Source organism: Pseudomonas cremoris, assembly GCF_014230465.1.
Window position 1 is genome coordinate 75,727 of record NZ_JAAXCY010000007.1, and the last position, 23,383, is coordinate 99,109.

20 protein-coding genes are annotated in these 23,383 nt (G+C 61.9%); 8 read left to right on the forward strand and 12 right to left on the reverse strand.

Translation table 11 applies throughout. From position 1 onward, the window contains the following. Positions 1 to 115: 115 nt before the first annotated feature. The 8 genes from HF257_RS18400 to HF257_RS18435 all read left to right on the forward strand — a co-directional run bounded on the left by HF257_RS18400 (position 116) and on the right by HF257_RS18435 (position 9,986). On the forward strand, positions 116 to 1,903 hold the full coding sequence (locus tag HF257_RS18400; protein WP_185705743.1) for an ABC transporter ATP-binding protein: 1,788 nt from the start codon (positions 116 to 118) through the stop codon (positions 1,901 to 1,903). Continuing rightward, positions 1,897 to 3,624, forward strand: coding sequence for an ABC transporter ATP-binding protein (locus HF257_RS18405; protein ID WP_185705745.1), 1,728 nt, complete (start codon positions 1,897 to 1,899; stop codon positions 3,622 to 3,624). Before HF257_RS18400 ends, HF257_RS18405 begins: the two co-directional genes overlap by 7 nt. Continuing rightward, the gene (locus HF257_RS18410; protein WP_185706322.1) at positions 3,624 to 4,556 is read left to right on the forward strand and encodes an ABC transporter permease; all 933 of its coding nucleotides are present in this window, start codon (positions 3,624 to 3,626) and stop codon (positions 4,554 to 4,556) included. The genes HF257_RS18405 and HF257_RS18410 overlap by 1 nt, the downstream gene beginning before the upstream one ends. Further along, the gene (locus HF257_RS18415; protein ID WP_185705747.1) at positions 4,553 to 5,485 is read left to right on the forward strand and encodes an iron chelate uptake ABC transporter family permease subunit; all 933 of its coding nucleotides are present in this window, start codon (positions 4,553 to 4,555) and stop codon (positions 5,483 to 5,485) included. Before HF257_RS18410 ends, HF257_RS18415 begins: the two co-directional genes overlap by 4 nt. After that, positions 5,482 to 6,246, forward strand: coding sequence for an iron ABC transporter ATP-binding protein (locus HF257_RS18420; protein WP_185705749.1), 765 nt, complete (start codon positions 5,482 to 5,484; stop codon positions 6,244 to 6,246). Before HF257_RS18415 ends, HF257_RS18420 begins: the two co-directional genes overlap by 4 nt. A gap of 8 nt (positions 6,247 to 6,254) precedes the next feature. Beyond that, positions 6,255 to 7,187 carry a siderophore ABC transporter substrate-binding protein gene (locus tag HF257_RS18425; protein ID WP_185705752.1) on the forward strand — a complete coding sequence of 311 codons (933 nt, stop codon included), beginning with the start codon at positions 6,255 to 6,257 and terminating at the stop codon, positions 7,185 to 7,187. 67 nt (positions 7,188 to 7,254) lie between these two features. After that, positions 7,255 to 9,462, forward strand: coding sequence for a TonB-dependent receptor (locus HF257_RS18430; RefSeq protein ID WP_185705754.1), 2,208 nt, complete (start codon positions 7,255 to 7,257; stop codon positions 9,460 to 9,462). Between the two features lie 95 nt (positions 9,463 to 9,557). Next, the gene (locus HF257_RS18435) at positions 9,558 to 9,986 is read left to right on the forward strand and encodes a TOBE domain-containing protein (protein ID WP_185705756.1); all 429 of its coding nucleotides are present in this window, start codon (positions 9,558 to 9,560) and stop codon (positions 9,984 to 9,986) included. Positions 9,987 to 10,006: 20 nt separating this feature from the next. Here HF257_RS18435 and HF257_RS18440 read toward each other — a convergent pair whose 3' ends face one another. The 12 genes from HF257_RS18440 to HF257_RS18495 all read right to left on the reverse strand — a co-directional run bounded on the left by HF257_RS18440 (position 10,007) and on the right by HF257_RS18495 (position 23,368). Beyond that, positions 10,007 to 10,531 (reverse strand): HPP family protein, encoded by a 525-nt coding sequence (locus HF257_RS18440; RefSeq protein WP_185705758.1) that lies wholly within the window; start codon positions 10,529 to 10,531, stop codon positions 10,007 to 10,009. Further along, complete coding sequence (locus HF257_RS18445) at positions 10,528 to 11,727, reverse strand: NAD-dependent formate dehydrogenase (protein WP_185705760.1); 1,200 nt, start codon at positions 11,725 to 11,727, stop codon at positions 10,528 to 10,530. Before HF257_RS18445 ends, HF257_RS18440 begins: the two co-directional genes overlap by 4 nt. A 114-nt stretch (positions 11,728 to 11,841) precedes the next feature. Continuing rightward, the gene (locus HF257_RS18450; RefSeq protein WP_185706324.1) at positions 11,842 to 12,753 is read right to left on the reverse strand and encodes a LysR family transcriptional regulator; all 912 of its coding nucleotides are present in this window, start codon (positions 12,751 to 12,753) and stop codon (positions 11,842 to 11,844) included. Positions 12,754 to 12,829: 76 nt separating this feature from the next. Then, positions 12,830 to 13,858, reverse strand: coding sequence for an alpha/beta fold hydrolase (locus HF257_RS18455; RefSeq protein ID WP_185705762.1), 1,029 nt, complete (start codon positions 13,856 to 13,858; stop codon positions 12,830 to 12,832). Positions 13,859 to 13,996: 138 nt separating this feature from the next. Then, a complete protein-coding gene (locus HF257_RS18460; RefSeq protein WP_185705764.1) occupies positions 13,997 to 16,576 on the reverse strand; it encodes an autotransporter family protein in 2,580 nt (859 codons plus the stop codon). Between the two features lie 250 nt (positions 16,577 to 16,826). Beyond that, entirely contained in the window at positions 16,827 to 17,588 is a 762-nt protein-coding gene (locus tag HF257_RS18465; RefSeq protein ID WP_185705766.1) for a PIG-L deacetylase family protein, read from the reverse strand. Positions 17,589 to 17,765: 177 nt separating this feature from the next. Beyond that, positions 17,766 to 18,425 carry a glycosyltransferase gene (locus tag HF257_RS18470; protein ID WP_185705769.1) on the reverse strand — a complete coding sequence of 220 codons (660 nt, stop codon included), beginning with the start codon at positions 18,423 to 18,425 and terminating at the stop codon, positions 17,766 to 17,768. After that, on the reverse strand, positions 18,422 to 19,021 hold the full coding sequence (locus HF257_RS18475; RefSeq protein WP_185705771.1) for an SAM-dependent methyltransferase: 600 nt from the start codon (positions 19,019 to 19,021) through the stop codon (positions 18,422 to 18,424). The genes HF257_RS18470 and HF257_RS18475 overlap by 4 nt, the downstream gene beginning before the upstream one ends. Next, positions 19,018 to 19,776, reverse strand: coding sequence for a PIG-L deacetylase family protein (locus tag HF257_RS18480; RefSeq protein WP_185705773.1), 759 nt, complete (start codon positions 19,774 to 19,776; stop codon positions 19,018 to 19,020). Before HF257_RS18480 ends, HF257_RS18475 begins: the two co-directional genes overlap by 4 nt. After that, positions 19,773 to 20,771 (reverse strand): acyl-CoA dehydrogenase family protein, encoded by a 999-nt coding sequence (locus HF257_RS18485; protein WP_185705775.1) that lies wholly within the window; start codon positions 20,769 to 20,771, stop codon positions 19,773 to 19,775. Before HF257_RS18485 ends, HF257_RS18480 begins: the two co-directional genes overlap by 4 nt. Before the next feature lies 1 nt (position 20,772). Continuing rightward, positions 20,773 to 22,932 carry a glycogen debranching protein GlgX gene (glgX, locus tag HF257_RS18490; RefSeq protein ID WP_185712106.1) on the reverse strand — a complete coding sequence of 720 codons (2,160 nt, stop codon included), beginning with the start codon at positions 22,930 to 22,932 and terminating at the stop codon, positions 20,773 to 20,775. Between the two features lie 193 nt (positions 22,933 to 23,125). Further along, entirely contained in the window at positions 23,126 to 23,368 is a 243-nt protein-coding gene (locus HF257_RS18495) for a DUF2934 domain-containing protein (protein WP_185705779.1), read from the reverse strand. Positions 23,369 to 23,383 lie beyond the last annotated feature (15 nt).

Below are 23,383 nucleotides of genomic sequence, written 5' to 3' on the forward strand. Positions count from 1 at the left end.
GGTATTCCTTAATCACTGAACACAAGGTTGTAGCTGTCTTGTCGGGTTTACGCAAATTAGTTTATAGTCATGCAACTAAATATGATTCTGATTCTCAAACGGACCTTTTCTCGCAATGGACTCTCCTGACACGGCCTCGGCCAACCCCACTGTCGAAGGCACGCTTAGCCGGGTATTGACGCCTATCCGTGGGCGCCTGATGGTTGCCGCGCTGTTGGCCGCCGTCGGTGCGATGCTGACCCTGGTGCCCCTGGCCGGTATCGCCCATATCGCTCGACGCTTGCTCGGCGATGCTGGCAGCATATCCAGTGAACTGTGGTGGGTGGCGGGCTTGAGCATCGCGAGCCTGTTTGTGGGCATGGCGCTGATTTTTGCGGGTGAACTGCTGGCCCACCTGGCCGACAACCGCCTCACACACCACTTGCGCCAAGCCATCACGCAACGCCTGAGCCGGGTGCCGCTGGGCTGGTTCAGCAGTCGCGCGTCGGGTGAAATCAAGCGGGCGGTGCAGGACGACATCAACACCCTGCACAGCCTCACCGCGCACTTCTATACCACCACCGGGCGAGCAGGCGGCGCCGTACTGATCTCGATGGTCTACCTGTTCGCCATGGACTGGCGCCTGGCGCTGATTGCACTGCTGCCATTCGCCGGTTATTTCCTGTTCCTTAAACGGGCCATGCGCGCCAGCGGCGCGAGTATGCAGCAATTTATCGGCGGCATGGACCGCATCAGCAATGCGGTGGAGGAGTTCGTCAAAGGCATTCCGGTGGTCAAGGCCTTCGGTGTCAGTGGCAAGGCGCACAGCGCTTACCGCCAAGCGATCGATGCGTTCGCCGAAGCGTTCATCGACTTCACCCGTCCGCTGGTGGCTTCGATGGCGAATGCCAACGCGATGATTGCGCCGGTCACCGTGCTCTGCGTGGTGCTGGTGGCGGGCACGCTGTTTGTCAGCCTGGGTTGGATAATGCCGCTGGATCTGCTGCCGTTTGTGCTGGTGGCGCCAGGCTTGAGTGCGCCGTTGTTGCTGTTGCACTACATCACCCACGACCTCAACAACGCCACGGGCGCCGCCCAGCGTGTGCACGCGCTGCTCGACACGCCAACGCTGTCGCAGCCATCGGTGCACACACAGCAACTGCCGAGGGGCAGCGAGATCCGCTTCGAGCAGGTCGGTTATGGCTATGGGCCCGACAATCCGGTGCTGACAGATATCAGCTTCACGCTGCAACCGGGTACCACCACAGCGGTTGTCGGGCCGTCGGGTGCCGGCAAGTCGACACTGGCGCGCCTGCTGCTGCGTTTCTTCGACCCCGGCTCCGGGCGTATCACCCTCGGTGGCGTGGACCTGCGAAACATCGAGACCGAGCGGCTTTACCAACGCATCGGGTTCGTGTTGCAGGAGGTACGCCTGATCAACGCCAGCGTGCGCGACAACATCGCCCTCGGCAGGCCCTCAGCTACAGCGCAAGACATCGAAGACGCCGCACGCACCGCGAATATCCACGAGCGCATCCTGTGTCTGCCCCGGGGCTATGACTCGGTCATCGGCGAAGACGCTCAGCTTTCCGGCGGCGAGCAGCAGCGCGTGAGCATCGCCCGTGCGGTGCTGGTGAACCCGCCGGTGCTGATCCTCGATGAGGCCACTGCCGCTGCGGATGCCGAGAACGAAGTGGCGATCCAGCAAGCCCTGTCGCGCTTCGCCCAGGGCCGCACGTTGTTGGTCATCGCCCATCGGCTCGACACCGTGATGCACGCCGACCAGATCCTGGTCGTTGATCAAGGCCGCGTGGTTGAGCAGGGGCGGCATGCCGACTTGCTGGCTCGTGAAGGGCTCTACGCACGCCTTTGGCACCTGGGCGACTACGCCCGCGACGAACAACCGGTGGTGCAACCATGCTGAAGACGTTTGTGCGCCTGCTGGGCGAAGACGCCCCGACCTTACGTCGCTATGCCTGGATGGCGGCGTTCTATGGCCTGCTCTGCGGGCTGACCATTACCGCGCTGGTGCCGGTGATCAGCCGCCTGCTGCGCGGCGATGTAAGCGGCGCCGCGTGTTGGCTGGTTGCGCTGCTGGTGGGCATGCTTGCCTGTGGCATATGGCGGCGCAGCGTGGACAAGGCGGGTGTGGCGGTCGGCGTCGCAGTGCTGCAAGGCGCACGCCAGCGTATCGGTGATCACGTTGCGCGCCTGCCCATCGGCTGGTTTACCCCACAAAACAGCGCTCAGCTCAGCCATGTGATTACCCAGGGCATGATGGCGGTGGCCCAGTTACCGGCCCACGTGTTCACCCCGGTGATCAGTGGCGCGGTGACGCCGTTGGTGATCGTCGTCGCACTGTTTACGCTGCACTGGACGTTGGGGCTAGTCGCATTGCTGGCACTGCCGCTCCTGGTCGTCGCGATGTTACTCACGGCCCGTCTGGGCCAAGCGACCGACGCCACTTATCAGCAGCACTTCGCCTACACCAGTCAGCGTATGGTCGAGTTCGCCCAGGCCCAATCGGTGTTGCGCGCCTTCAATGGCGAGGGCGGTGGCCTGCGGCTGCTGGGGCAAGCCATCGACCAACAGCGCCAATCCGGCATGCGCTTGATCTATCAGTCGTCATTGTCGGCGGTGCTCAACGCGTGGGTGGTGCAGGCGATTTTCTGTGCGCTGCTGGTGGCCGTGGCGCTGTGGGCCGAGCTGCTTGAGCAGGACGCCGCGATTGCTGCCTGTGTCGCGCTGGTGCTGGTGTGTCGCTATATCGAACCGTTGCTCGACGTGGCCAGTTATGGCGAAATCCTGCGCAGCGCCAACGGTCAGCTTGACGCGGTCCAGAGCATCCTGGCGGTGCAGCCCTTGCCAGTGATGGAGCCAGCGCAAACGCCGGCGGACAACACGGTGGAACTGCGCAGCGTGAGCTTTCGTTATGGGCCCGACGCGCCCCAGGTGCTGCGCGGTGTGAACCTTGAAATCGCTGCGGGTAGCATGACGGCATTGATCGGTGCGTCCGGCTCGGGCAAGACCACGCTGGTGCGTTTGCTCGCGCGTTTTTTCGATGCAAGCCGGGGCAGTGTGCTGATCGGTGGCGTGGACGTGCGGCAACTGTCCGAGGCGGATCTTGCGGCGCAGGTCAGCCAGATTTTCCAGGACACCTACCTGTTCCAGGGCAGCATTGCCGACAACATCCGGCTCGGCAAGCCGACCGCCACTGAGGCTGAACTGGTTGAGGCGGCGCGCCAGGCCGGCGTGGCCGAGATCGTCGCACGCTTGCCCCAAGGCCTGGACACGCCGGTGGGCGAGGGCGGTGCGCGGCTATCGGGTGGCGAGCGGCAACGCATCGCCATTGCCCGTGCCTTGCTCAAGGGCGCACCGATTCTGCTGGTGGACGAAGCCACCGCCGCGCTGGACGCGGAAAACCAGGCGGCCGTTGCCGAGGCGTTGGCCAGGCTGCGCGGCCAATGCACGTTGATTGTGATTGCACATCAGCTGTCCACTGTGGCCATGGCCGACCAGATCGTGGTGCTCGATGAGGGCCAGATTGTTGAGCAAGGTACCCCGGCGAGCTTGGCGGCCAGTGGTGGGCGTTACGCGCAGTTCCTGGCTCAACGGCAGGCGGCAACGGGCTGGCGCATTGCATGATGCGCTTAGCTTGGAGTGGGCTGTTTGCGGTGCTGTGCGGGGTTTCGCTACTGGTCGGTGCGCGTGAAATCGACGTGTGGACATTCTCCGGCGACGCCTGGCTGACGCTGACCGCCAGCCGCTTGCCGCGCCTGGCCGCGTTGATACTGACCGGCGTGGGGTTGGCGGTGTGCGGGGTGATCCTGCAGCACATCCTGCGCAACAAGTTTGTCGAGCCGGGTACCACGGGCGGGCTGGACGCGGCCAAGCTCGGCATCCTCGTGTCGCTGGTGCTGATGCCCGCCGCCAGCCCCATGACGCGCATGCTGTTTGCATTGATGTGCTGTTTCGCCGCGAGCCTTGGGTTCCTGGCGATCATCCGGCGCATTCGCTTTCAGAACACGCTGCTGGTGCCGGTCATTGGCCTGATGTACGGCGGGGTACTCAGTGCCATCGCCGAGTTCTTTGCCTACCGCCACAATATCCTGCAAAGCATGCAAGGCTGGTTGCTGGGTGACTTTTCCAAGGTGGTGCAGGGCAATTACGAAATCATCTATTTGATCTTGCCCATTGTTGCACTGACCTACCTGTACGCCCATCGCTTCACGGTGCTGGGCATGGGCGAGGGCATGGCCACCAGCTTGGGGCTGAACTACGCGGCGACTGCCGCGCTGGGGTTGTTACTGGTGGCGGTGACGGTGGCTGCGACGGTCATCACCGTCGGTTCGATTGCGTTTGTCGGGCTGGTGATCCCTAACCTGGTGGCGCTGCACTACGGCGAAAACCTGAGCCGCACGCTGCCCATCGTCGCCATGGGCGGCGCCGCATTGCTGCTGGCCTGCGACATTCTTGGCCGGCTGTTGATCTTTCCGTTCGAAGTGCCGATTGGCCTGACCGCCGGCATCGTCGGTGGGGTGCTGTTCCTGGCGCTGATCGTCTGGAGGCACCGATGAAGCGCCTGTGGGCTTTGGTGCTCGGCTTGGCCGTGGCGTTTGTGCTGTATGGCTCGGGCCTGGACTTCGACTACGTGATCCCCAAGCGCCTTATCCGGCTCTCGGCCATGTGCATTGGCGGGGTATGCGTGGCGTGGTCGTCGATCATCTTCCAGACCCTCACCGGCAACCGCATCCTGACGCCGGCAATCATGGGCTACGAAGCGGTTTACCTGTTGTTCCAGGCGCTGCTGGTGCTGGTGCTCGGCACCGCCAGCCTGGTGTTGCTGGGCAGCCAGGGCAACTTTGTACTGTCGGTGTTGTTGATGCTGGGTTACTCCTGGGCGATTCATCGCTGGTTGCTGCGCGACGGCAAGAACAACGTGTATTTCCTGCTGCTGTTGGGCTTGGTGCTGAGCATGGTGATCGGCACCATCACGCAGTTCGTACAGCTCAAGGTCAGCCCCGGCGAGTTCTCGATTTTGCTCGGGTTCAGCCAGGCTTCGTTTGGCCGCGTGCAACCCCAGCAACTGGTGTATTCGGGCCTGCTTGTGGCGCTGTTGTGCCTGGCGTTTGCGCGAACCTTGCCAACCTTGGATGTGCTTGCGTTGGGTCGCGATCAAGCGGTGTCCCTGGGTGTGGACTACCCGCGCACCGTGCGTCTGCAACTGGCCCTGGTCGCCACGCTGGTGGCGGTGTCCACTGCGTTGCTGGGGCCGACGGCATTCATGGGCGTGTTCGTCGCCAACACCACGTATGCGCTGGCGCGTACGTTTCGCCATCGGGTCACGTTGCCGATGGGCAGCGCGGTGGCCATCGCCATTTTCATCACGGCCCAGCTGCTGGTGGAGCACGTCTTCAACTACAAGACCACCGTCGGCATTCTCGTGAATCTGCTGTGCGGCGCGTATTTCCTCGCACTGATGCTGCGTACCCGAGGCACCCCATGATCACTGTGCAAAACCTCAGCAAGGCGTACGGCGCCAAGACCGTGCTGTCCAGCGTAAGCACTGGCTTTCCCGCGCAGCGGCTGACGTCGTTGATCGGCCCCAATGGCGCGGGCAAAACCACGCTGTTGATGATGATCGCGCGGCTGATGCAACCCAGCGGTGGCGACATCTTGCTCGAAGGTCGCAGGGTGGGTGACATCCCCCTCCGTGACTACGCCAAGCGCGTGGCCACCTTGCGCCAGGCGCCGGATTTCAACCTGCGGCTCACCGTCGAGGAACTGGTCGCCTTCGGGCGCTTTCCCTACAGCCGTGGCGCGCTCACGGCAGAGGACCGACGCGTTATCGACGAAGCCCTGACATTCCTGGAACTGCAACCGCTGCGCCACGCCTACCTTGAGGAACTCAGTGGCGGGCAGCGCCAGATGGCGTTCCTGGCCATGACCGTCGCCCAGCAAACCGAGTGCCTGTTGTTGGATGAGCCGCTCAACAACCTCGATATCAAGCATGCCGTGCACATCATGCGTGCGCTGCGAAGGCTGTGTGACGAGCAGGGCCGCACGGTGATCCTGGTGGTGCATGACATCAATTTTGCCGCCCATTACTCGGACCACATCGTCGCCATGAAAGCGGGCGCAGTGCACTGCACCGGCAGCGTGGCCGAGGTGGTCACCGAAGCGCGCTTGCGCGAACTGTACGACCTCGACTTCCAGATCACCCACAGCGCGCGCGGGCGCCTGTGCAACTACTTCAATCCCGCATGAGAGAACCCATGAAACGTCATCACACCCCCTGGGCGTTTGCCCTGTTGCTGAGCGTGTTCGTCACGGGGCAGGCAGCCGCTGCGGCGCCAATCAGCGTGACCCACGCGCTGGGCACCACACAGATCCAGCCACCGGTGCAGCGCGTGGTTGCCCTGGACATGAATGAAGTCGATTTCCTCGACCAATTGGGCGTGCCCGTGGCTGGTATGCCCAAGGACTTCGTGCCGCAGTTCCTGCAGCGCTACAAGGACGATGCGGCGGTGGTCGACACCGGCGCCATCGTGCAGCCGAACCTGGAGCGGGTGCACGCGGCCAGGCCGGACCTGATCCTCATCACCTCGTTGCAGGCCCAGCATTACGGCGAACTGAGCGAGATTGCGCCGACCGTGCATTTTGACGTGGATTACCGCGACAGCGAGGCGCGGCATATTGAGGTGATCAAAAACCACCTGCTGACGTTGGGGCAGGTCTTCGACAAGCAGGCACTCGCGCGCCAGCAGGTCGCCGCGCTTGACGCAAAAGTCGAGCAGGCGCGGCGTATCACCCAGGCGCGGCCCGAGCGCGCACTGGTGGTGCTGCATAACAACGGCGCGTTCAGCTCGTTTGGCGTGCAGTCGCGCTACGGCTTTGTGTTCACCGACCTGGGCGTGAAACCGGCAAGCCCGACCGCCGAGACCGGCTTGCATGGGCAACCGATTTCCAGCGAGTTCATCCAACAAGCCAACCCGGACATCCTTTACGTGGTGGACCGCACCGCCGTGATTGAGCGCCGACCGACGCTGGACGCGCAAAGCCTGGGCAACCCGTTGTTGCGCCAGACCAATGCCTGGAAGAACGGGCGCGTGGTGTTCGTCGATGCCCAGGCCTGGTACGTCATGGCCGCCAGCCCGACGTCGATCAAGCACGTGATCGACGATGTGATCAAAGGTTATCAGCCCTGATTCCAGGCGTTTAACCCGCTACACACTGCCAACACTAAAAAATACACACACCCTTACGGAGCCTTCCATGACTCACCGTACACGTACCCCTGTGCCCGCTCGTCCAGGCTTTGCCCTCAAACGCAGTGCCGCTGCCGTACAGATTGCCTTGCTGGGGCTGGCGATCAGTGCCGCGCCGGTGTTCGCCGAAGAGGCGGAACGCACTGAAGAAAAAACCGTCTCCACCTTGCCTTCCATCCAGGTGGACGGCGAAATAGCCACCGCCGAATTGCCGCCCACCTATGCCGGTGACCAGGTGGCGTATGGCAGTCGTATCGGTCTGCTGGGCAACAAAGACTTTATGGAAACGCCGTTCAGCACCATCAGCTACACGGAAAAATTCATTGCCGACCGCCAGGCCCAAACCGTCACCGATGTGATCGCGGCCACCGATCCAGCGGTGTTCAGCAATGGTTTGAAAGGCACCTACAGCGAGAACTATTCCATCCGTGGTTTTGCCACCAGCATCAGTGACGTGACCATCGGCGGGCTGTTCGGCGTTGCGCCGTACTACCGCATCTCGCCGGAAATGTACGAGCGCATCGAAGTACTCAAGGGCCCATCGGCGTTGCTCAACGGCATGCCTCCCGGTGGCTCGGTAGGCGGCACCGTCAACCTGGTGCCCAAGCGTGCCGGTGCCGAGCCGCTGACCCGTTTCACCACCACCTACAACTCCGATGCGCAATACGGCGGCCACCTCGATGTGGGGCGTCGGTTTGGCGAAGAGCAGCAGTTTGGTGTGCGGTTCAACGGCGTTTATCGCGACGGCGATACGGCCACCGATCATCAACAACAGAAAGCCCAGTTGAATGCCCTCGGCCTGGATTGGCGTGGCGAACGTGCACGGTTGTCGGTGGACCTCTACAACAGCGAGGACCGCGTGCGCGGGCAGAACCGTGGGATCAGCCTGGCGCCTAACGTGTCGGTGCCCAAGCCACCCAAGTCCGACACCTTGCTGAACCCGGACTGGGCGTTTGTCGAGACCAAGGACAAAGGCGCGATTGTGCGCGGCGAGTTCGACTTGAGCGACCAGTTACTGGCCTACGCGGCGTTTGGTGCCAGCGAGACCCACTATCGCTACAGCGGGGCGATGTCGGCGACGGTCATCAATAACGCGGGCGATTTAAGCACCACCATGGGCCAATTGAAGATGGATATCGAAAAGACCTCAGGCGAGGCCGGGCTCCGTTGGCAATTGCAAACCGGGCCGGTGGCACACCAGTGGGTGGTGAACGCCACGCGCTATGCGGACAAACAGAAAGACTACGGTCGTCGTTCGGTGCCAGGCGCCAATTGGGTCACCAATATCTATCACCCGACCTGGGGGCCGCAGGCGGCACAAAGCTTCCCGGCAGTGGCTCACACTGAATCCGAGCTGACCAGCTATGGCGTGGCCGACACCCTGTCGATCCTAGACGACAAGGTGCAACTGACCCTTGGCGTGCGTCGCCAAAACGTTGTCACCGACACGTTCAGCGTCACCACCGGCGCCCGCAACAAACCCGGTTATGACGAGGGCGCCACCACTCCGGCTGCCGCGCTGGTGGTCAAGGTCACAGAGCAGGTGTCGGTGTACGCCAACTACATCGAGGGCTTGAGCAAGGGTGCCATGGCGCCGATGACAGCGGCCAACTACGGTGACGTGTTTGCGCCGTACAAAACCAAGCAAAAGGAAGTGGGCCTCAAGCTGGACCTTGGCACGTTCACCCACACCCTCAGCCTGTACCAGATCGAACGCCCCGGCAGCTTCACCGACCCGGTCACCAACGTGTTTTCGTTTGGTGGCGAGCAACGTAACCGTGGGATTGAGTGGGGCTTCTTCGGTTCGCCGCTGGATGATGTGCGCTTGATGGGCGGCGTGGCCCATGTCGACCCCAAAGTGACCAAGTCGGTCGGTGGCCGCTACGACGGCAACACAGCAACCGGCGAGCCCAAGCTGCAAGGCAAGCTCGGCGCCGAGTGGGACACACCAGTCCTGCGGGGGTTGACCTTGACCGCCAACGCCACCGCGATCTCGCGGCAATACATCGATGCCGACAACACTCAGACCATTCCCGGCTATACCTTGTTTGACGTCGGCACGCGCTATGCCACGCAAATCGCCAGTCGCCCGGTGACCCTGCGCGGCACGGTGACCAACGTGACGAACAAGGCCTATTGGGGCATGCCGTTGACGTCGAGCCTGGGCCTGGGAGCGCCACGTACGTTTGAGCTGTCGGCGACGGTGGACTTCTGAGGGCTGGGCGGGTCGCTATAGTTGTTTTTACACACCGCCTCGTTTAATCATGCGCGGCGTTTCCTAACCTATAAGTCAAGAAAGGAGCTCCTCCCATGAAAGTCAGTGCCCGCAACGTGTTCAAAGGCCAGGTAAGCCAGGTACAGGAAGGTTCCGTCAACGCCGAAGTCGTCCTGACATTGCCAGGTGGCGAGCAGTTGGTTGCCGTGGTGACCCTGGAAAGCGTGCGCAACCTGGGCATTGCCGTGGGCAAGGAGGCTGTGGCGTTGATCAAGGCGCCGTGGGTAATGCTGATGACTGAATCCAGCGACATTCGCTTGTCGGCGCGTAATTGCCTGGAAGGTAAGGTGCTCAGCGTGAATGACGGTGCGGTGAATGCCGAAGTGGTGATCGAGTTAGCCGGTGGTTCGAAGGTGTACTCCATCGTTACCCGCGATGCCGTGGCCGAGTTGGGCCTGGTGCCGGGTGTCAGCGCTACTGCGGTGATCAAGGCATCGCACATTATCCTGGGTGTGCCAGCCTGATAAAAAACGCGGTGGTCCGGTTACTCCCGGACCACCGCGCTAGGTTTGAAACGTTGTTCCAGCCAGCGAATACCCTTCCAGTACAGCCATGCGCTGAGCATCAAGAAGCACGCTCCGCCCAAGGTCGGCACCAACAGGAACGTCCAGCCCGGTTGTGTCATGAACACAATCACCGGGTTACCGCCTGCTGGCGGATGCACCGTCCGCGTGACCACCATCAATACCGTCGCCAGCCCTCCCGCAAACGCCATGGGCAGCAGGCCAGGGCCCAATACCTGCAAACAGCAAAGCCCCACCAGTGAGGTCAGCACATGCCCACCCACCACGTTGCGTACCTGGGAAAACGGTCCTTGCGGGTAGGCAAACAGCAGCACGCCGCTGGCGCCAAACGAACCGATTACCCAAGGTTGCCCGCTACCCTTGGCAATGGCACCCAACCCAACCAGTGCCAGAAAAGCCCCAAGCCAGATCCATAGCAAGGACAAGGCCAGCAGCCGCCGAAGTGGGCCAGTTGCCTGGCCCGTCTGCGCTGGGCTCTGTTTCATTTCTTGAAGCGCGCCGCTTCTTCCGAACCTTTGGTGGCGTTGCCCGCGCTGTAGGAGTGCGCGCCCACGCCGGCCAAAGCGCCACCCTGCACGATGAGGTATTCATCGCGGATCGGTCGGTTGTCGAAATAACATTCGAGAATTTCCCGCGTACCCGCCGCATAACGCGCCTGGGCCGACAGGCTGGTGCCGGAGATATGCGGGGTCATGCCGTGGTGCGGCATGCTGCGCCATGGGTGGTCTTCCGGCGCGGGTTGCGGGAACCACACGTCACCGGCGTACCCGGCGAGTTGGCCGCTTTTGAGTGCTGCAGCGATTGCATCCCGGTCGCACAACTTGCCGCGCGCGGTATTGATCAGGTACGCGCCGCGCTTGAAGTGCTTGAGCGAATCGGCGTTGATCATGTGCTCGGTTTCAGGGTGTAGCGGGCAGTTCAACGTCACCACATCGCAGGCTTTAGCGAGGCTTTCGAGGGTTTCGTGGTAGGTCAGGTTCAGCTCTTTTTCCACCGCTTCCGGCAGGCGGTGACGGTCCATGTAGTGCAGGTGCATGTCGAACGGCTTGAGCAGGCGCAGTACGCGCAGGCCGATGCGCCCGGCAGCCACAGTGCCCACGTGCATGCCTTCGACATCGTAGGAGCGTGCCACGCAGTCAGCGATGTTCCAGCCGCCATTGAGCACCCATTGGTGCGACGGCAGGTAGTTACGTACCAGCGCCAACACGCTCATCACCACGTGCTCGGCCACGCTGTTGCTGTTGCAGTAGGTGACCTCGGCCACGGTGATGCCGCGGTCCATCGCGCCCTGCAAGTCGGTGTGGTCTGAACCAATGCCTGCGGTGACGATCATCTTCAGCTTCGGCGCCTTGTCCATGCGCTCGGCGGTCATATAGGCCGGCCAGAACGGCTGGGAGATGACGATTTCAGCGTCGTGCAGCTCGCGCTCCAGCACGCTGTCGGCGCCGTCCTTGCTGGAGGTCACCACCAATTGATGGCCGTTGGATTCCAGGTACTTGCGCAGGCCCAGCTCGCCGGAAACGCTGCCGAGCAAGGTGCCGGGCTGGAAGTCGATGGCCTTGGGCGTGGGTAGGGTCTGGCCATCGGGGTAGCGCTCAAGATGAGGCAGGTCATCGCGGGCATAGGTTTCGGGTTGTCCAGTGATGGGGTCGTCGTAGAGCACACAGATAATCTTCGCCATGGGACCTTCCTTCTTATTGGATTGAGGCAGATCTGTACTGCCTGATCCGCATATTCCAGCGTCGGGAAAGCCACGGCCAATCGCTTGGGCTGATCTATAGATCAGTTGCGGTTATCAGCAGTGCAGGAAGGCGTCGACCCGGCGTTGCAGGTCCAATGTGCTGAAAATCGCCAGGGCGCTGCCCAGCAGCAACGGTTGCGGATTGCGCTTGAGCATCACCAGGCCGATCTCTCGTTGCAGCTCCGGCATGATCGGCACAGCGGTAATCTCCTGGCGCATTTCGATCAGTGACAACGCGCTATGGGGCACCACGCTGCACAGTCCCGAACAGCGCACGTGGGCGTAGAGCACGGTCATCGAGTCGGTTTCCACCCGGGGCGAGATGCGTACGCCAGCCTTGGCGAACGCCGCGTCGATCCCTTGGCGGCACTGCATATTGGCGGTGAGCAGGCACAAGGGCAGGGCGGCGACGTCTTCCCAGGTCAGCTCGGTGGCGCCTTGCAGCAGGCTGTCGTCGCGGGTGATCAGCACGTAGCGTTCCTTAAACAGCGGCAACGTCTGGAACTCGCGTAGACGCCCGTCCGACAGGTAGGTCATGCCCAGGTCCAGCTCGAAATTGGAGATTTTCTGCAGCATCTGCGAGGTGGCCAGGGTGTAGACCTCGTGGCGCATGTCTGGGTACGGGCGCAGGCAATAGTCCGTGAGCATTGGCACCATCGACAGGGTCGTGGGAATTGCGCCGAAACGCAGCACACCGCTGGGGTGATGCTCGCCAGTGCCGACCTCTTGGCGCATCGAATCGCAGTCCGACAGGATGCGCCGCGCCCACGCCAGCACCCGCTCTCCGTCGGCTGTGAACCCTTCGAAGCGCCGGCTGCGCTGGACCACACACACGCCCAATTCCTGCTCAAGGCTGCGGATGGCACCCGACAGCGCCGGTTGGGAGATATTGCAGCGTTCGGCGGCACGCCCAAAGTGTTGCTCCTGGGCCAGGGTCACGAGGTAGTTGAGTTGGCGCAGCAACATGGGCATCGGGCTCCTTCGGCGGGGAGCCCTAAGCTACGCAATTGATCGCTATGTAGTAAAGGGTATAGCGATGCGCTCACAGATGATCCGCATCAATCACTGCCTTGGCGAACGCTGCGGGTGCTTCCTGCGGCAGGTTGTGGCCGATGCCGCCATTGATCTGGCGGAACTGGTATTTGCCGGTAAAGCGTTTGGCGTAATCCTCGGGCAAAGGGTGCGGCGCGCCGTTGGCGTCGCCCTCCAAGGTGATGGTCGGTACACGAATGGCCGGGGCCTGGGCGAGTTTCTGCTCCAGCGGCGCGTAGTGGGGCTCGCCTTGGACCAGGCCCAGGCGCCAGCGATAGTTGAACACCGTGATGGCGACGTGATCCGGGTTCTGTAGGCCCTTGGCGCTGCGCTCGAAGGTGGCGTCGTCGAATTTCCATTGAGGCGAGGCGGTTTGCCAGATCAGCTTGGCAAAGTCATGGGTGTTTTTCTGGTAACCGGCGGCGCCCCGCTCGGTGGCGAAGTAGAACTGGTACCACCATTGCCGCTCGGCCTCTGGCGGCAGTGGATTTTTACCTGCGGCCTGGTTGCCGATCAGGTAGCCGCTGACGGACACCAGCGCCTTGACCCGCTCCGGCCACAGTGCCGAGACAATGTCCGCCGAGCGTGCGCCCCAGTCGTAGCCGCCGAGCACCGCTTGCTTGATCTTCAGCGCGTCCATGAAGTCGATCACGTCACTGGCCAATGCCGCCGGTTGCCCATTGCGCAGAGTCTTGTCCGAGAGGAAATGCGTGTCGCCATAACCCCGTGCATAGGGGATCAGCACGCGATAACCCTTGGCTGCCAGCAACGGCGCAACCTGGGCGTAGCTATCGATATCGTAGGGCCAACCGTGCAGAAGGATCACCGCCTGGCCGCTCGCTGGGCCGACTTCGGCGTAGGCCACATCCAGCAAGCCGGCCTTGACGTGCTTGAGCGCGCCGAAGGCCGATTGGGTGACGGGGGCGGGGATGTTGATCTCCGGCATTTCGGCGCTGGCCCTGCCGATGATGCCCAATTGAAATAGCGCAAAGGCCAGGAAGAGGGGACGTTTGGAGCGGCGATTCAACTGAGCGTGCATGGCGAGCCTCCTGCGGCTTGATGTGTGCCTGGCCGTCAGTTGAACGCGGTGCTGTGTCTGCTCTGTTTCAAAAAAGCGCGAGAGTTAAAGGCTCTGTATCGCAATGGTCTGCGTACACACTGCGATACAGACGGGGGGTCAAAACTGCATTCGCAACCCCACTGTGCCCTGGCGACCGTTGAAGGTATTGCTGTCCAGGTTGCGGTTGTAGCCGACCTCGCCGTACAGGCTGATACCGGATGCCACTTTAAGATTGGCGCCAAGACTGACCCCCATCGTGGTGGATTTCTGCTCGGTCACGATGTCTGTAACGTCTGCAAACGTCACCGTATTTTGCCCACCTTTTGTATGCCAGACGTTGGCACGCGCATAGGGTTGCAGGAGCATGCCACTGAGTGGGTAGTCGCCGCTCAGGCGCACGCCCAGCCGGGTGGTCACCAGAGTGTCGGCGTCGTAGGACACGTCGGAGATGCCGTCGTTTTGGCTATCCAGTTTGGTCTTGCTGACGATTACCTGGGCCTGGGGCTCGATCATCCATTGCTGTGTGAGCGGCAGCGGCCAACCCACCTCAGCCGAAGCGGCCACGTTATGGCCACGTGTCTTCATTTTTACACCACGGTCTGACTCGTTGTGACCGTCGAAGCGGGTACCCATCACGACCAGGTCCAGGTAGGCCCGGTTGGGGTTGATCAGCGTCCAATACACGCCCAGGCTATCGCCGCGCAAGGTGGTGCTGCCAGCGTCCTTGTTTTGCCAGCCGCCGTTGAAACCCTTGATGTCACCGGTTAAACGGCTATGGCCGACGAAGAACCCGACGTGTTGGGTCAGGCCGTTGCCCAGGGTGTTGGCAAACACGTCACTGCCCACCTGAAACCCGGTCATCGAGCTGTCCAGCGTGGGGTTGACCGTGCCTGCAAAGCTTTGCCGGCTATTGCTGCCATACACCCGTCCCCAGCCCGCCGTGAGGGGGCTTGTCTGTAGCTGTTGGCCCTGGTCGCCCATGCGTTCGTGATAAGTCCCCAGCATGGCCTGGACGACTTGTTGTGCGGCTGGAAACACCGCCGCGTAGATCGGTACTTCCCGGCGGTAGATTGGAAGCGGTGTGACGCCCGGGTTCGGTGGCAACGGCGGCGTTCCCTCCACGGGCGTCGGCAGTGGCACGATAATCGTAGGGTCAGGGTCGGGCGGCGGGACGACAGGCACGGTAGAGCGCAAGTAGTAGTTTTCTGCGGTACCGGCAGTGACTCCGCCCTTGAACAGGTAGTAATCAAACGCACCGGCCGAGGCGGGTGCCGCCAGGGTGAAGGCGCTTGCGCCACCGGTAGCACCGTTGGTGGCGAGCACGACTTGAATACCGTCCTGAAGCGTCGCCGCCCCAGTGCCCCCGAGGTTAGTGATATTAATCCCCGTATTGCCTTGGATCGTGCCTTGGCTGACCACCAGTTTGTCGCTGGCCGAACCATCGGCGCCCAGCACCGTTTGCAAGGCAAGCGTGCCGCCGGTGCCGTTGTAGTTGCCATTGACGGTCAGCGTATCGGTAGCGGTGGAACTGCCGGTGGTCATGTCGATGCTGCCGCTGTTGTTCAGCGTCACCAATTGCCCAGCGGTGTAAGCGCTGAGAATGCCGGTGTCGACCAGCAATTTACTGCTGCCGCCAAGCGTCATGGTGCCCGTGCCTGTGCCTGGGTCACCGAGCACAAAGGTGCCGCCAAGTCTGAAGCTGGCGTTGTTTTGCAGCGTCACTTGCTCCCACTGGGTATAGCGTCCCGGTGTATCAGCCTGGGTATTGTCGAGTATGAGCGTGTCGGTCCCCAGGCCGCCGTCAATCAGCGGCGTCGTGGACAGTTGGGTTGCAGTCAGGTTCTGGAGAAGTGCGGTGTCAGTACCGTCGCCCATCAAAATAAGGCCCCGGATGACACCGCCGCCGATCCAATTGAACTGGTCGTTACCGGTGCTGGCAAGGATCTGCCCCCCGATAGTGCCACCCGTGACGGTGATAACGTCGTTGCCACCACTGGTGCTGACGTTCCCGACGATAAGGCTGGTGCCCGAGATCAGAATCGTATCGTCGTCAAAGCCGGTCACCAGGTTGCCGAGGATCGTCCCGCCGCGCATATCGAACAGGTTTTTATCCAGCCTCATGTCGACGCGGCCAATGGTGCCGCCAGTCATCAAGGCGTCATCCCCATTCAGGAAGGCCCCGGTGATGGTGCCCGCGTTCATGACAAACGTGTCGTGGGCGTCGCCCTGGTCCAGCGATGCAATGGTGCCCCCGCTCATTGAAAAGCTGTCCCTGCCGTCTCCCTGAAACACGTCGCCAATTTGCCCGCCACTGATCTGCACAATATCCGCGCCCGAACCCTGTGTTAGCGATCCGCTGATCGAGCCGTTGTTCATCTGAAAAATGTTGTTTCCGTTACCCTGATTCAGGGAACCGTTGATGTGCATGCCTGTGCTGTTGGCGTCAAGGAAGGTCACGACGTCGATACCTGCACCAAACGTGACATTTCCCGCGATGGTCCCGGTTCCCGACATGCTCAGCGTATTGTTGCCGCCATTGTCAGTGAACCCGGCAGCGATGCCACTGTTGCACGTATAAGTGTCATCCCCGGCGGTGGGGACGATAATACAGGCACCCTGGCTGATAGCAGGCCAAATGAAAATGGCTACCGAGCAGGCGAAATACAGGGAGAGAGAGGGTGTTGTCGGTGCGCGCATGATCCGTCCTTGTTCAAGGGGGATGTGTCCTGACCGGCATAAGCAGGGCTCGGACCAGACCATGACAACGTTATGCGCAGTACGGATCAGGGACAGCGGGTTACCTGTTTCGGAAAACAGCGGCCAATGCAGAGAGTTGGCATGGATTTCTCGACTGCACATCAACCAGTGCAGGGCTTTTTGCACCTTAGACGCTGTTCGATAAGGCCGCTACTGTCAGAAGTAACAGGTACAGACGAGTGGGAGCGTTCTACGAAAGCACAATCTCGTAAGGTTCGCGCATCCGCTCCAGCAGCACCTGCGCCAACATCGGTGCGAGGCCGATTTGCGGGTCACCCACCAGTTGGCTGGCGTATGCATGCACTGCGTGAAGCTTGCGTGCCACGCTCCAGGTGTCCAGGCGCACTTTACGCGCGCGTTGCCAGGGGATCACCGCGCCTTCACGGGCCGGCCAGTGCCAGGCCCAGATCGGCAACTCATACAGCTGTGCGCCCACCAGGCTACAGGCTTTGGCACTGGCCCGGCCCACGGCGTCGTGGTCTTCATTGCCGTCATCGCGCCAAGTGGAAAACACCACATCGCCGGGTTGCAGGTAACGCGCAATGAACTGGCTGAGCTGCGGCTCACGAGCGGCCAGGGCGTTGTCGCAAAAACCGCCACGAATCCACTTCAAACTGTGCAACGGCATACCCAGGCGGCGCAGTGCTTCGGCACTTTCCTGTGGGCGTACCACGCTCAGCCGGCTGACCGGCCACACCTGGGAGCCCGGATGGCTGGCGCTGCCGTCAGTGATGGAGATCAGTTGCAGAGGGTGTTCCAGGGTACTGAGCAGTTGTAGCAAACCGCCGCAGGCCAGCACTTCATCACCGGGGTGGGGAGCGATAATCACCACGCGCGCACCGGGCGGTACCAGTGAGGAAGTCGAGATAGGGGGGATTTGCGCCAACTGCGGGGCGCTGTTCCAGATTTGCGCCGGGCCGCGGCGGCCTTCGCTTAACGAGGCAGGCTTCATGGGTGTCACATCCTTGTCGATTGATGCGGGGTCGTGCCCCGTTGACGGGACGACTCTCTTTTTTCCACTACAGGCTCCGCTGCGGTGGTTGCGTGGCACTCCAACCCTGGATTACCAGCAAGGCGTTGTCAGCATAGACAAGGTTCCGTTGCTTTCACATGACGTAACGTCGTTTTTTTACGACGCCTGCACCAGGCTCTTCAAATAATCACCAAACCCACCTTGGGCCCGCGCCTCCAGCCGCGCGCTGGTGACGACCTGCGGGCTATGGCTCCAGGCGATCAGTGCGCCGCAGCGTTCGAGATCGCGCACCAATTGCACATCTTCATGGCACGCTAACGGTTCAAAGCCACCGGCACGTATATAAGCACCCGCGCTGATACCGAGGTTGGCGCCGTGGATGTGGCGATGACCATCGCACGCTTGATAGCCCTGCAGGTAACGGATCTGCGCCGCCGAGTCGAAGCCTTCGCTCCACGTATCGACGGTGACGGTGCCGCACACGGCGTCGGCGTTCAGTGCAAGCTGCGCTACCAGCCAGTCCGGCGCCACGCGGCTGTCGGCGTCGGTGCAGGAGATCCAGCGCGCCCCCTGGTTAAGCAGATGCCGCGCACCCACACCACGCACGTGCCCGACATTGCGCGCCTGTACTTCCAGGCGCTGAACGGCAAAGGTTTGGGCAATTGCGCCGCTGGCGTCGCTGCAACTGTCGAGCACCACCAGAATCTGCACCGATTCGCCCAACAGTCCCGGATGGCGGGCGGCGATCAGCGCTGCCTCAAGGCATTCGCCCAACAGCGCTTCCTCGTTATGTACCGGGATCAGTATGCCGATCATCGCAAGCCCTCAAGGGTGGCAACCGAAGTGCCGTCGCGGCCCCACAGGTCGAGAAGAAAATCAGCTTCGTGATGGCGGGCTAACAGTGGCATTTCGAGCCGCTCCTGAAGTAACCCGTGCACGTGTTCGCCGGTTTGCGGACAACCCGCAATGGCGGGGCGCCAATGGCAGGCGAGCAATTGGCCGTCGTCGGTCAAGCTGTCGAGGGCGCGGTCGATCAATACGTTCAAGTCGTCTGGGTCGAGGTAGTAGCAGAGTTCGCTCAATACGATCAGGTCGAAGCGGCCCGCTGGCCATTGCGCCGGCAAGTATCCTTGCTGCACCTCGGCATGGGGGAAACCCAGGAGGCGGCCGCGCGCCAACGCGACGGCTGCGCAGGCCGTGTCACAACACATCAAACGATCACAGCGTGGCGCCAGTTCAAAGCTCAACTCGCCATTGGCGCAACCCGGCTCAAACACCGACGTATAGCGGGGACGGGTCAGCATCGCCATGGTCAACGCACGCTTGCGGCGCTCATACCAACGTTGGCGAAAAGCCCAAGGGTCGTCGTTATCGGCAAACAGTTGGTCGAAGTAGGGCGTGGCCACGCTCATACAAACACCACTTCGAAAGGTTGCAAAAGACGCTCCACCACATAGGGCGCCAGCACGGGCGGCAGGCCGATCTGCGGGTCGCCCTCCAGTTGGCTGGCAAAAGCATGGATGGCATGACGCTTGCGTGCCACGGCGTCGCAACTCAGTGGGATTTTTCGCGCGCGGTGCCAGGGCACAAGGCTGTCCTCGGGGGTCGCCCAATGCCACGTCCACACGGGCAGTTCATACAGGGTGGCGCCTGCCGCCAGAGCAGCCTGGGCACTCGCGCGACCGACGGCTTCATGATCACAGTGACCGTCTTCGCGCCAGGTGGTGAATACCACGTCGGTGGGCTTGAGGTAGCGTTGGATAAATGCGGCTAACTCTTGCTCTCGAGCGGCGACCTGGCTGTCGGCAAACCCCGCCCGCAACCATTTCAATCGGTTCATTGGCACACCAAGACGGTGCAGGGCCTGGGCCGACTCCTGCGGGCGCACCACGCTCAAGCGCTCCACCGGCCAACGTTGCGAACCGGGATGGCTGGCGCTGCCATCGGTGACCGAGATCAGCTGAATCGGCCGGTCCAGCGCCGTCAGGCCTTGCATCAGGCCGCCGCAACCCAGCACTTCATCATCCGGGTGCGGCGCAATGATCACCGCCCGATGGCCTTCAGGCACCAACTGCTCAATGCTGATGGGGGCCAGTTCGGCGATCAGTGCCGAGGCCTGCCAGCGATGCAACGGCGTGCCCTGGCCCACAATTGGATTGGGTTTCATAGCTGCCACCTCCCTGTGGAATCGTCGGCGACCTGTTCGCCCAAGGCCGCCAAGTCGCGTTCGGCGTGACTCTGGCGCACATACACCGGCAGGTCCGCCATCAACTGCGCAAAGTGCGGATCCTTGCAATAGGGACCGGCGCCCACGGCACGGCCGACATGCCGCATCACTTGCTCGACCGTGTCTTCAATGCTGGCGCGTGCCTGCTGGGCCAGTTGCCTGGCATCGGCCTTGGGGTCGCGGTCGATGTGTTCTGCACTTGCCCGCAACACACAGGCAGCGCTGTTCAACGCACTGTCGACGGCCCCCAGGTGAGCAAGGGCATGGGGCTCAGGACGCTTGCTGCATTGTTCGCGCAATACCTCTGCCAGACGCTGCGCCGCGCCGTACCAGCAGGCTGCGATGCCGATGCCGCCTTGCCAGAATCCGGGTCGCGCCAGGTAATCACCCGGTGCGCCCACTGCAATTGCACTCACACCCTCGAATACCACCTCGACGCTGCCGGTGGCGGCCATGCCCACGGCATTCCAACCCGTGTTGGTAACGGTGATGCCCGCCTGATCCATCTGTACCGCCATCAGTTGCTGGCGATCCTGCTCATCCCATGCGGTCAACAAACCATGGCTGACCACTGCCGCGCCGGAGCACCAGGCTTTGCGTCCGTCGAGGATCCATCGATGACCGTCGTGCCGCGCCCGCACCTTGGCATTTGGCGGCTCGGCGGCCCACATGCCCCACGTGCTGCCCAGCGGCGGCAGCGGACTATGGAGCTCGGCGATGATCGCCAGCGCGTCGGTGTGACCTTCGAACAATTTGCACAAGCGCAAGTCGTGCCCGGCGACCTGGGCCAGGCCACTGAAGCGTTCCAACGTCTGGCCGCTGCCGGGCAACGGTAGTTGGTCCAGGCCTTCTTCCTGAAGCGCCTTCAGGGCCTCGCCCAGGGCCTGCGTGTCCGCGTAGCCCCGGTAGCCTTGAAGGAATCCATGCAGTGCCATGTCACACCTCTTCCTCGTATTGCAGTTCAAACAGCAACAGTGAGCGGCCGGTGACGGCGTACTCGTGATCGAACTCAAAGCGCTCCTGGCCACGTACCGACGGTTGATTGGTGTCGAGCATGCAGGTCCAGAAACCACCTTCAGGCACCGGCGGCAGACGGAAATTGACCATGTCATGGTGGGCGTTCACCACCAACAACAAGGTTGCATCGGCGCCTGGGCGGCGAATCCCGGTTTCCTGGGCGCGGCCATCCATCAGCATGCCCAGGCAACGTCCGTGACTGTCTTCCCATTGTTCAGTCGTCATCTCGTCGCCCGCAGGTGACAGCCAGGTGACGTCTTTTACACCGATATCCTCGTTATAGTCGCCAACCAGGAAACGGCCACGACGCAGGATCGGGTAAGCCAGGCGCAGCTTGATCAGGCGCTTCACAAACTTGAGCAGCGCTTTGCCGTCATCGTCCAGGTCCCAGTTGACCCAACCGATCTCGCTGTCCTGGCAATAGGCGTTGTTATTGCCGTGCTGGGTGCGAGCGAATTCATCACCCGCAACGATCATCGGCGTGCCTTGGGCCAGCAGCAGGGTGGCGAAAAAGTTACGCATCTGGCGCAGGCGCAGCGCATTGATTTCCGGGTCGTCAGTGGGGCCTTCAACGCCGTGGTTCCAGGACAGGTTGTTGTTGCTGCCGTCCTGGTTGTTTTCGTCGTTGGCTTCGTTGTGCTTGTCGTTGTACGAAACCAGGTCGTGCAGGGTGAAACCGTCGTGGGCGGTGATGAAGTTCACCGAGCTGTAGGGCCGACGGCCACGATGGTTGAACATCTCGCCCGATGCGGTCATGCGCCCGGCAAAGTCCGCAAGCTGACCATCGTCGCCTTTCCAGAAGGCCCGTACGGTATCGCGGAAGCGGTCGTTCCATTCCACCCAACCCGGTGGGAAGTTACCGACCTGGTAGCCTCCAGGGCCGCAATCCCAAGGCTCGGCGATCAGTTTGAGCTGGCGCAACACCGGGTCCTGGCGGCAGGCAACGAGAAAGCTGTGGCGCTCGTCGAAACCGTCGCGGTAGCGGCCGAGAATGGTCGCCAGGTCGAAGCGGAAGCCGTCGACGTGCATCTCGTTGGCCCAGTAACGCAGAGAGTCGGTGACCATTTGCAACACGCAGGGGTGGCTCAGGTCCAGGGTGTTCCCGGTGCCGGAGTCATTGATGTAGAAGCGCTTGTCGTCAGGCATGAGCCGGTAGTACGAGGCATTGTCGATGCCGCGCATGGACAGGGTCGGCCCGCGCTCGTTGCCTTCGGCGGTGTGGTTGTAAACCACGTCCAGGATCACTTCGAGCTTCTGCTCATGCAGGTGCGCGACCATCTCCTTGAACTCGGCGATCTTGCCGCTGGCCAGGTAACGCGGGTCGGGGGCAAAAAACGCGATGCTGTTGTAGCCCCAATAGTTGGTCATGCCTTTTTGCAGCAGGTGCTGGTCGTTGACGAAGGCATGCACGGGCAACAGCTCAACGGATGACACGCCGAGCTGGCGGATATGCTTGAGCACATCATCTTCCATCAAGCCGGCACAGGTGCCGCGCACCGACTCACCCACCGAAGGGTGGCGCATGCTGATGCCGCGCAGGTGGGTTTCGTAAATGATCGTGCGATCCCACGGCACGCGCACCGGTTGGTCATTGCCCCAGGTGTGGGCAGGGTCGATCACCTTGCACTTGGGCACGAAAGGCGCGCTGTCACGTTCGTCGAAACTCAGGTCGTCATCGGGGTGGCCGATGGTGTAGCCAAAGAGCGCCTCGGACCACTTGAGCTCACCGACCAGTTGCTTGGCATAGGGGTCGATCAGCAATTTGTTGTGGTTAAAGCGGTGACCATTGGCCGGGTCATAGGGACCGTACACACGGTAGCCGTAGATCAGCCCTGGGTGGGCGTCGGGCAAGTAGCCGTGGAAGGTCTCGTCGGTGTACTCGGGCAGCTCGATACGCTCCAGTTCCACTTCGCCGGAGTCGTCGAACAGGCACAGTTCAACTTTGGTGGCGTTGGCCGAGAACAGTGCGAAGTTGACGCCCAGGCCATCCCAAGTGGCGCCGAGAGGGAAGGGCAAACCTTCACGAATCCGCGACGGCTCGTTGCTCGGCGTCGCTTGGTTTTTGTCGGGTTTGCTCATTGAAGTGCTCCTGCAAGGGTGTTTTTTCGGGCCGAACGCGGCCGTGCCGACTGAGTGTCAGTGAATGATCTAGTTCGGATTGCGATACCCCTGTGGGAGCGGGCTTGCTCGCGAAGGCGGTATATCAGTCAGCGCATGTGGTAGCTGACCCACCGTATTCGCGAGCAAGCCCGCTCCCACAGGAGAGAAGTGTTCAGCTAGCAGGCTTGCGTGGGGCCTTGGGCTTTTTCTCGGCGGCCGGCTTGGCGGGCGCTGGCTTGGGCTTCGGCGCGGCCTTGGGCTTGGTTGGTGCCTTCGGTTTACTCGGCGTCAGCGCCTCGGCCTCCGCCAATTTACGCGCCATCGCCCAGTGACGCGCATCCTCACCATGAGGTTTACCCTCAGACTCCCAGATCTGATGCGCCAACTCGCGTATACGTTTGTCTTCAGTGCTCATCACAATGCTCCTCAC

Coding starts and splice junctions, on each gene's coding strand:
- HF257_RS18410 (WP_185706322.1), top strand. CDS start 3,624: ATGCGCTTAGCTTGGAGTGGGCTGTTTGCGGTGCTGTGCGGGGTTTCG.
- HF257_RS18425 (WP_185705752.1), top strand. CDS start 6,255: ATGAAACGTCATCACACCCCCTGGGCGTTTGCCCTGTTGCTGAGCGTG.
- HF257_RS18495 (WP_185705779.1), bottom strand. CDS start 23,368: ATGAGCACTGAAGACAAACGTATACGCGAGTTGGCGCATCAGATCTGG.
- HF257_RS18400 (WP_185705743.1), top strand. CDS start 116: ATGGACTCTCCTGACACGGCCTCGGCCAACCCCACTGTCGAAGGCACG.
- HF257_RS18475 (WP_185705771.1), bottom strand. CDS start 19,021: ATGAGCGTGGCCACGCCCTACTTCGACCAACTGTTTGCCGATAACGAC.
- HF257_RS18445 (WP_185705760.1), bottom strand. CDS start 11,727: ATGGCGAAGATTATCTGTGTGCTCTACGACGACCCCATCACTGGACAA.
- HF257_RS18440 (WP_185705758.1), bottom strand. CDS start 10,531: ATGAAACAGAGCCCAGCGCAGACGGGCCAGGCAACTGGCCCACTTCGG.
- HF257_RS18460 (WP_185705764.1), bottom strand. CDS start 16,576: ATGCGCGCACCGACAACACCCTCTCTCTCCCTGTATTTCGCCTGCTCG.
- HF257_RS18450 (WP_185706324.1), bottom strand. CDS start 12,753: ATGTTGCTGCGCCAACTCAACTACCTCGTGACCCTGGCCCAGGAGCAA.
- HF257_RS18470 (WP_185705769.1), bottom strand. CDS start 18,425: ATGATCGGCATACTGATCCCGGTACATAACGAGGAAGCGCTGTTGGGC.
- HF257_RS18465 (WP_185705766.1), bottom strand. CDS start 17,588: ATGAAGCCTGCCTCGTTAAGCGAAGGCCGCCGCGGCCCGGCGCAAATC.
- HF257_RS18485 (WP_185705775.1), bottom strand. CDS start 20,771: ATGGCACTGCATGGATTCCTTCAAGGCTACCGGGGCTACGCGGACACG.
- HF257_RS18455 (WP_185705762.1), bottom strand. CDS start 13,858: ATGCACGCTCAGTTGAATCGCCGCTCCAAACGTCCCCTCTTCCTGGCC.
- glgX (WP_185712106.1), bottom strand. CDS start 22,932: ATGAGCAAACCCGACAAAAACCAAGCGACGCCGAGCAACGAGCCGTCG.
- HF257_RS18435 (WP_185705756.1), top strand. CDS start 9,558: ATGAAAGTCAGTGCCCGCAACGTGTTCAAAGGCCAGGTAAGCCAGGTA.
- HF257_RS18405 (WP_185705745.1), top strand. CDS start 1,897: ATGCTGAAGACGTTTGTGCGCCTGCTGGGCGAAGACGCCCCGACCTTA.
- HF257_RS18415 (WP_185705747.1), top strand. CDS start 4,553: ATGAAGCGCCTGTGGGCTTTGGTGCTCGGCTTGGCCGTGGCGTTTGTG.
- HF257_RS18430 (WP_185705754.1), top strand. CDS start 7,255: ATGACTCACCGTACACGTACCCCTGTGCCCGCTCGTCCAGGCTTTGCC.
- HF257_RS18420 (WP_185705749.1), top strand. CDS start 5,482: ATGATCACTGTGCAAAACCTCAGCAAGGCGTACGGCGCCAAGACCGTG.
- HF257_RS18480 (WP_185705773.1), bottom strand. CDS start 19,776: ATGAAACCCAATCCAATTGTGGGCCAGGGCACGCCGTTGCATCGCTGG.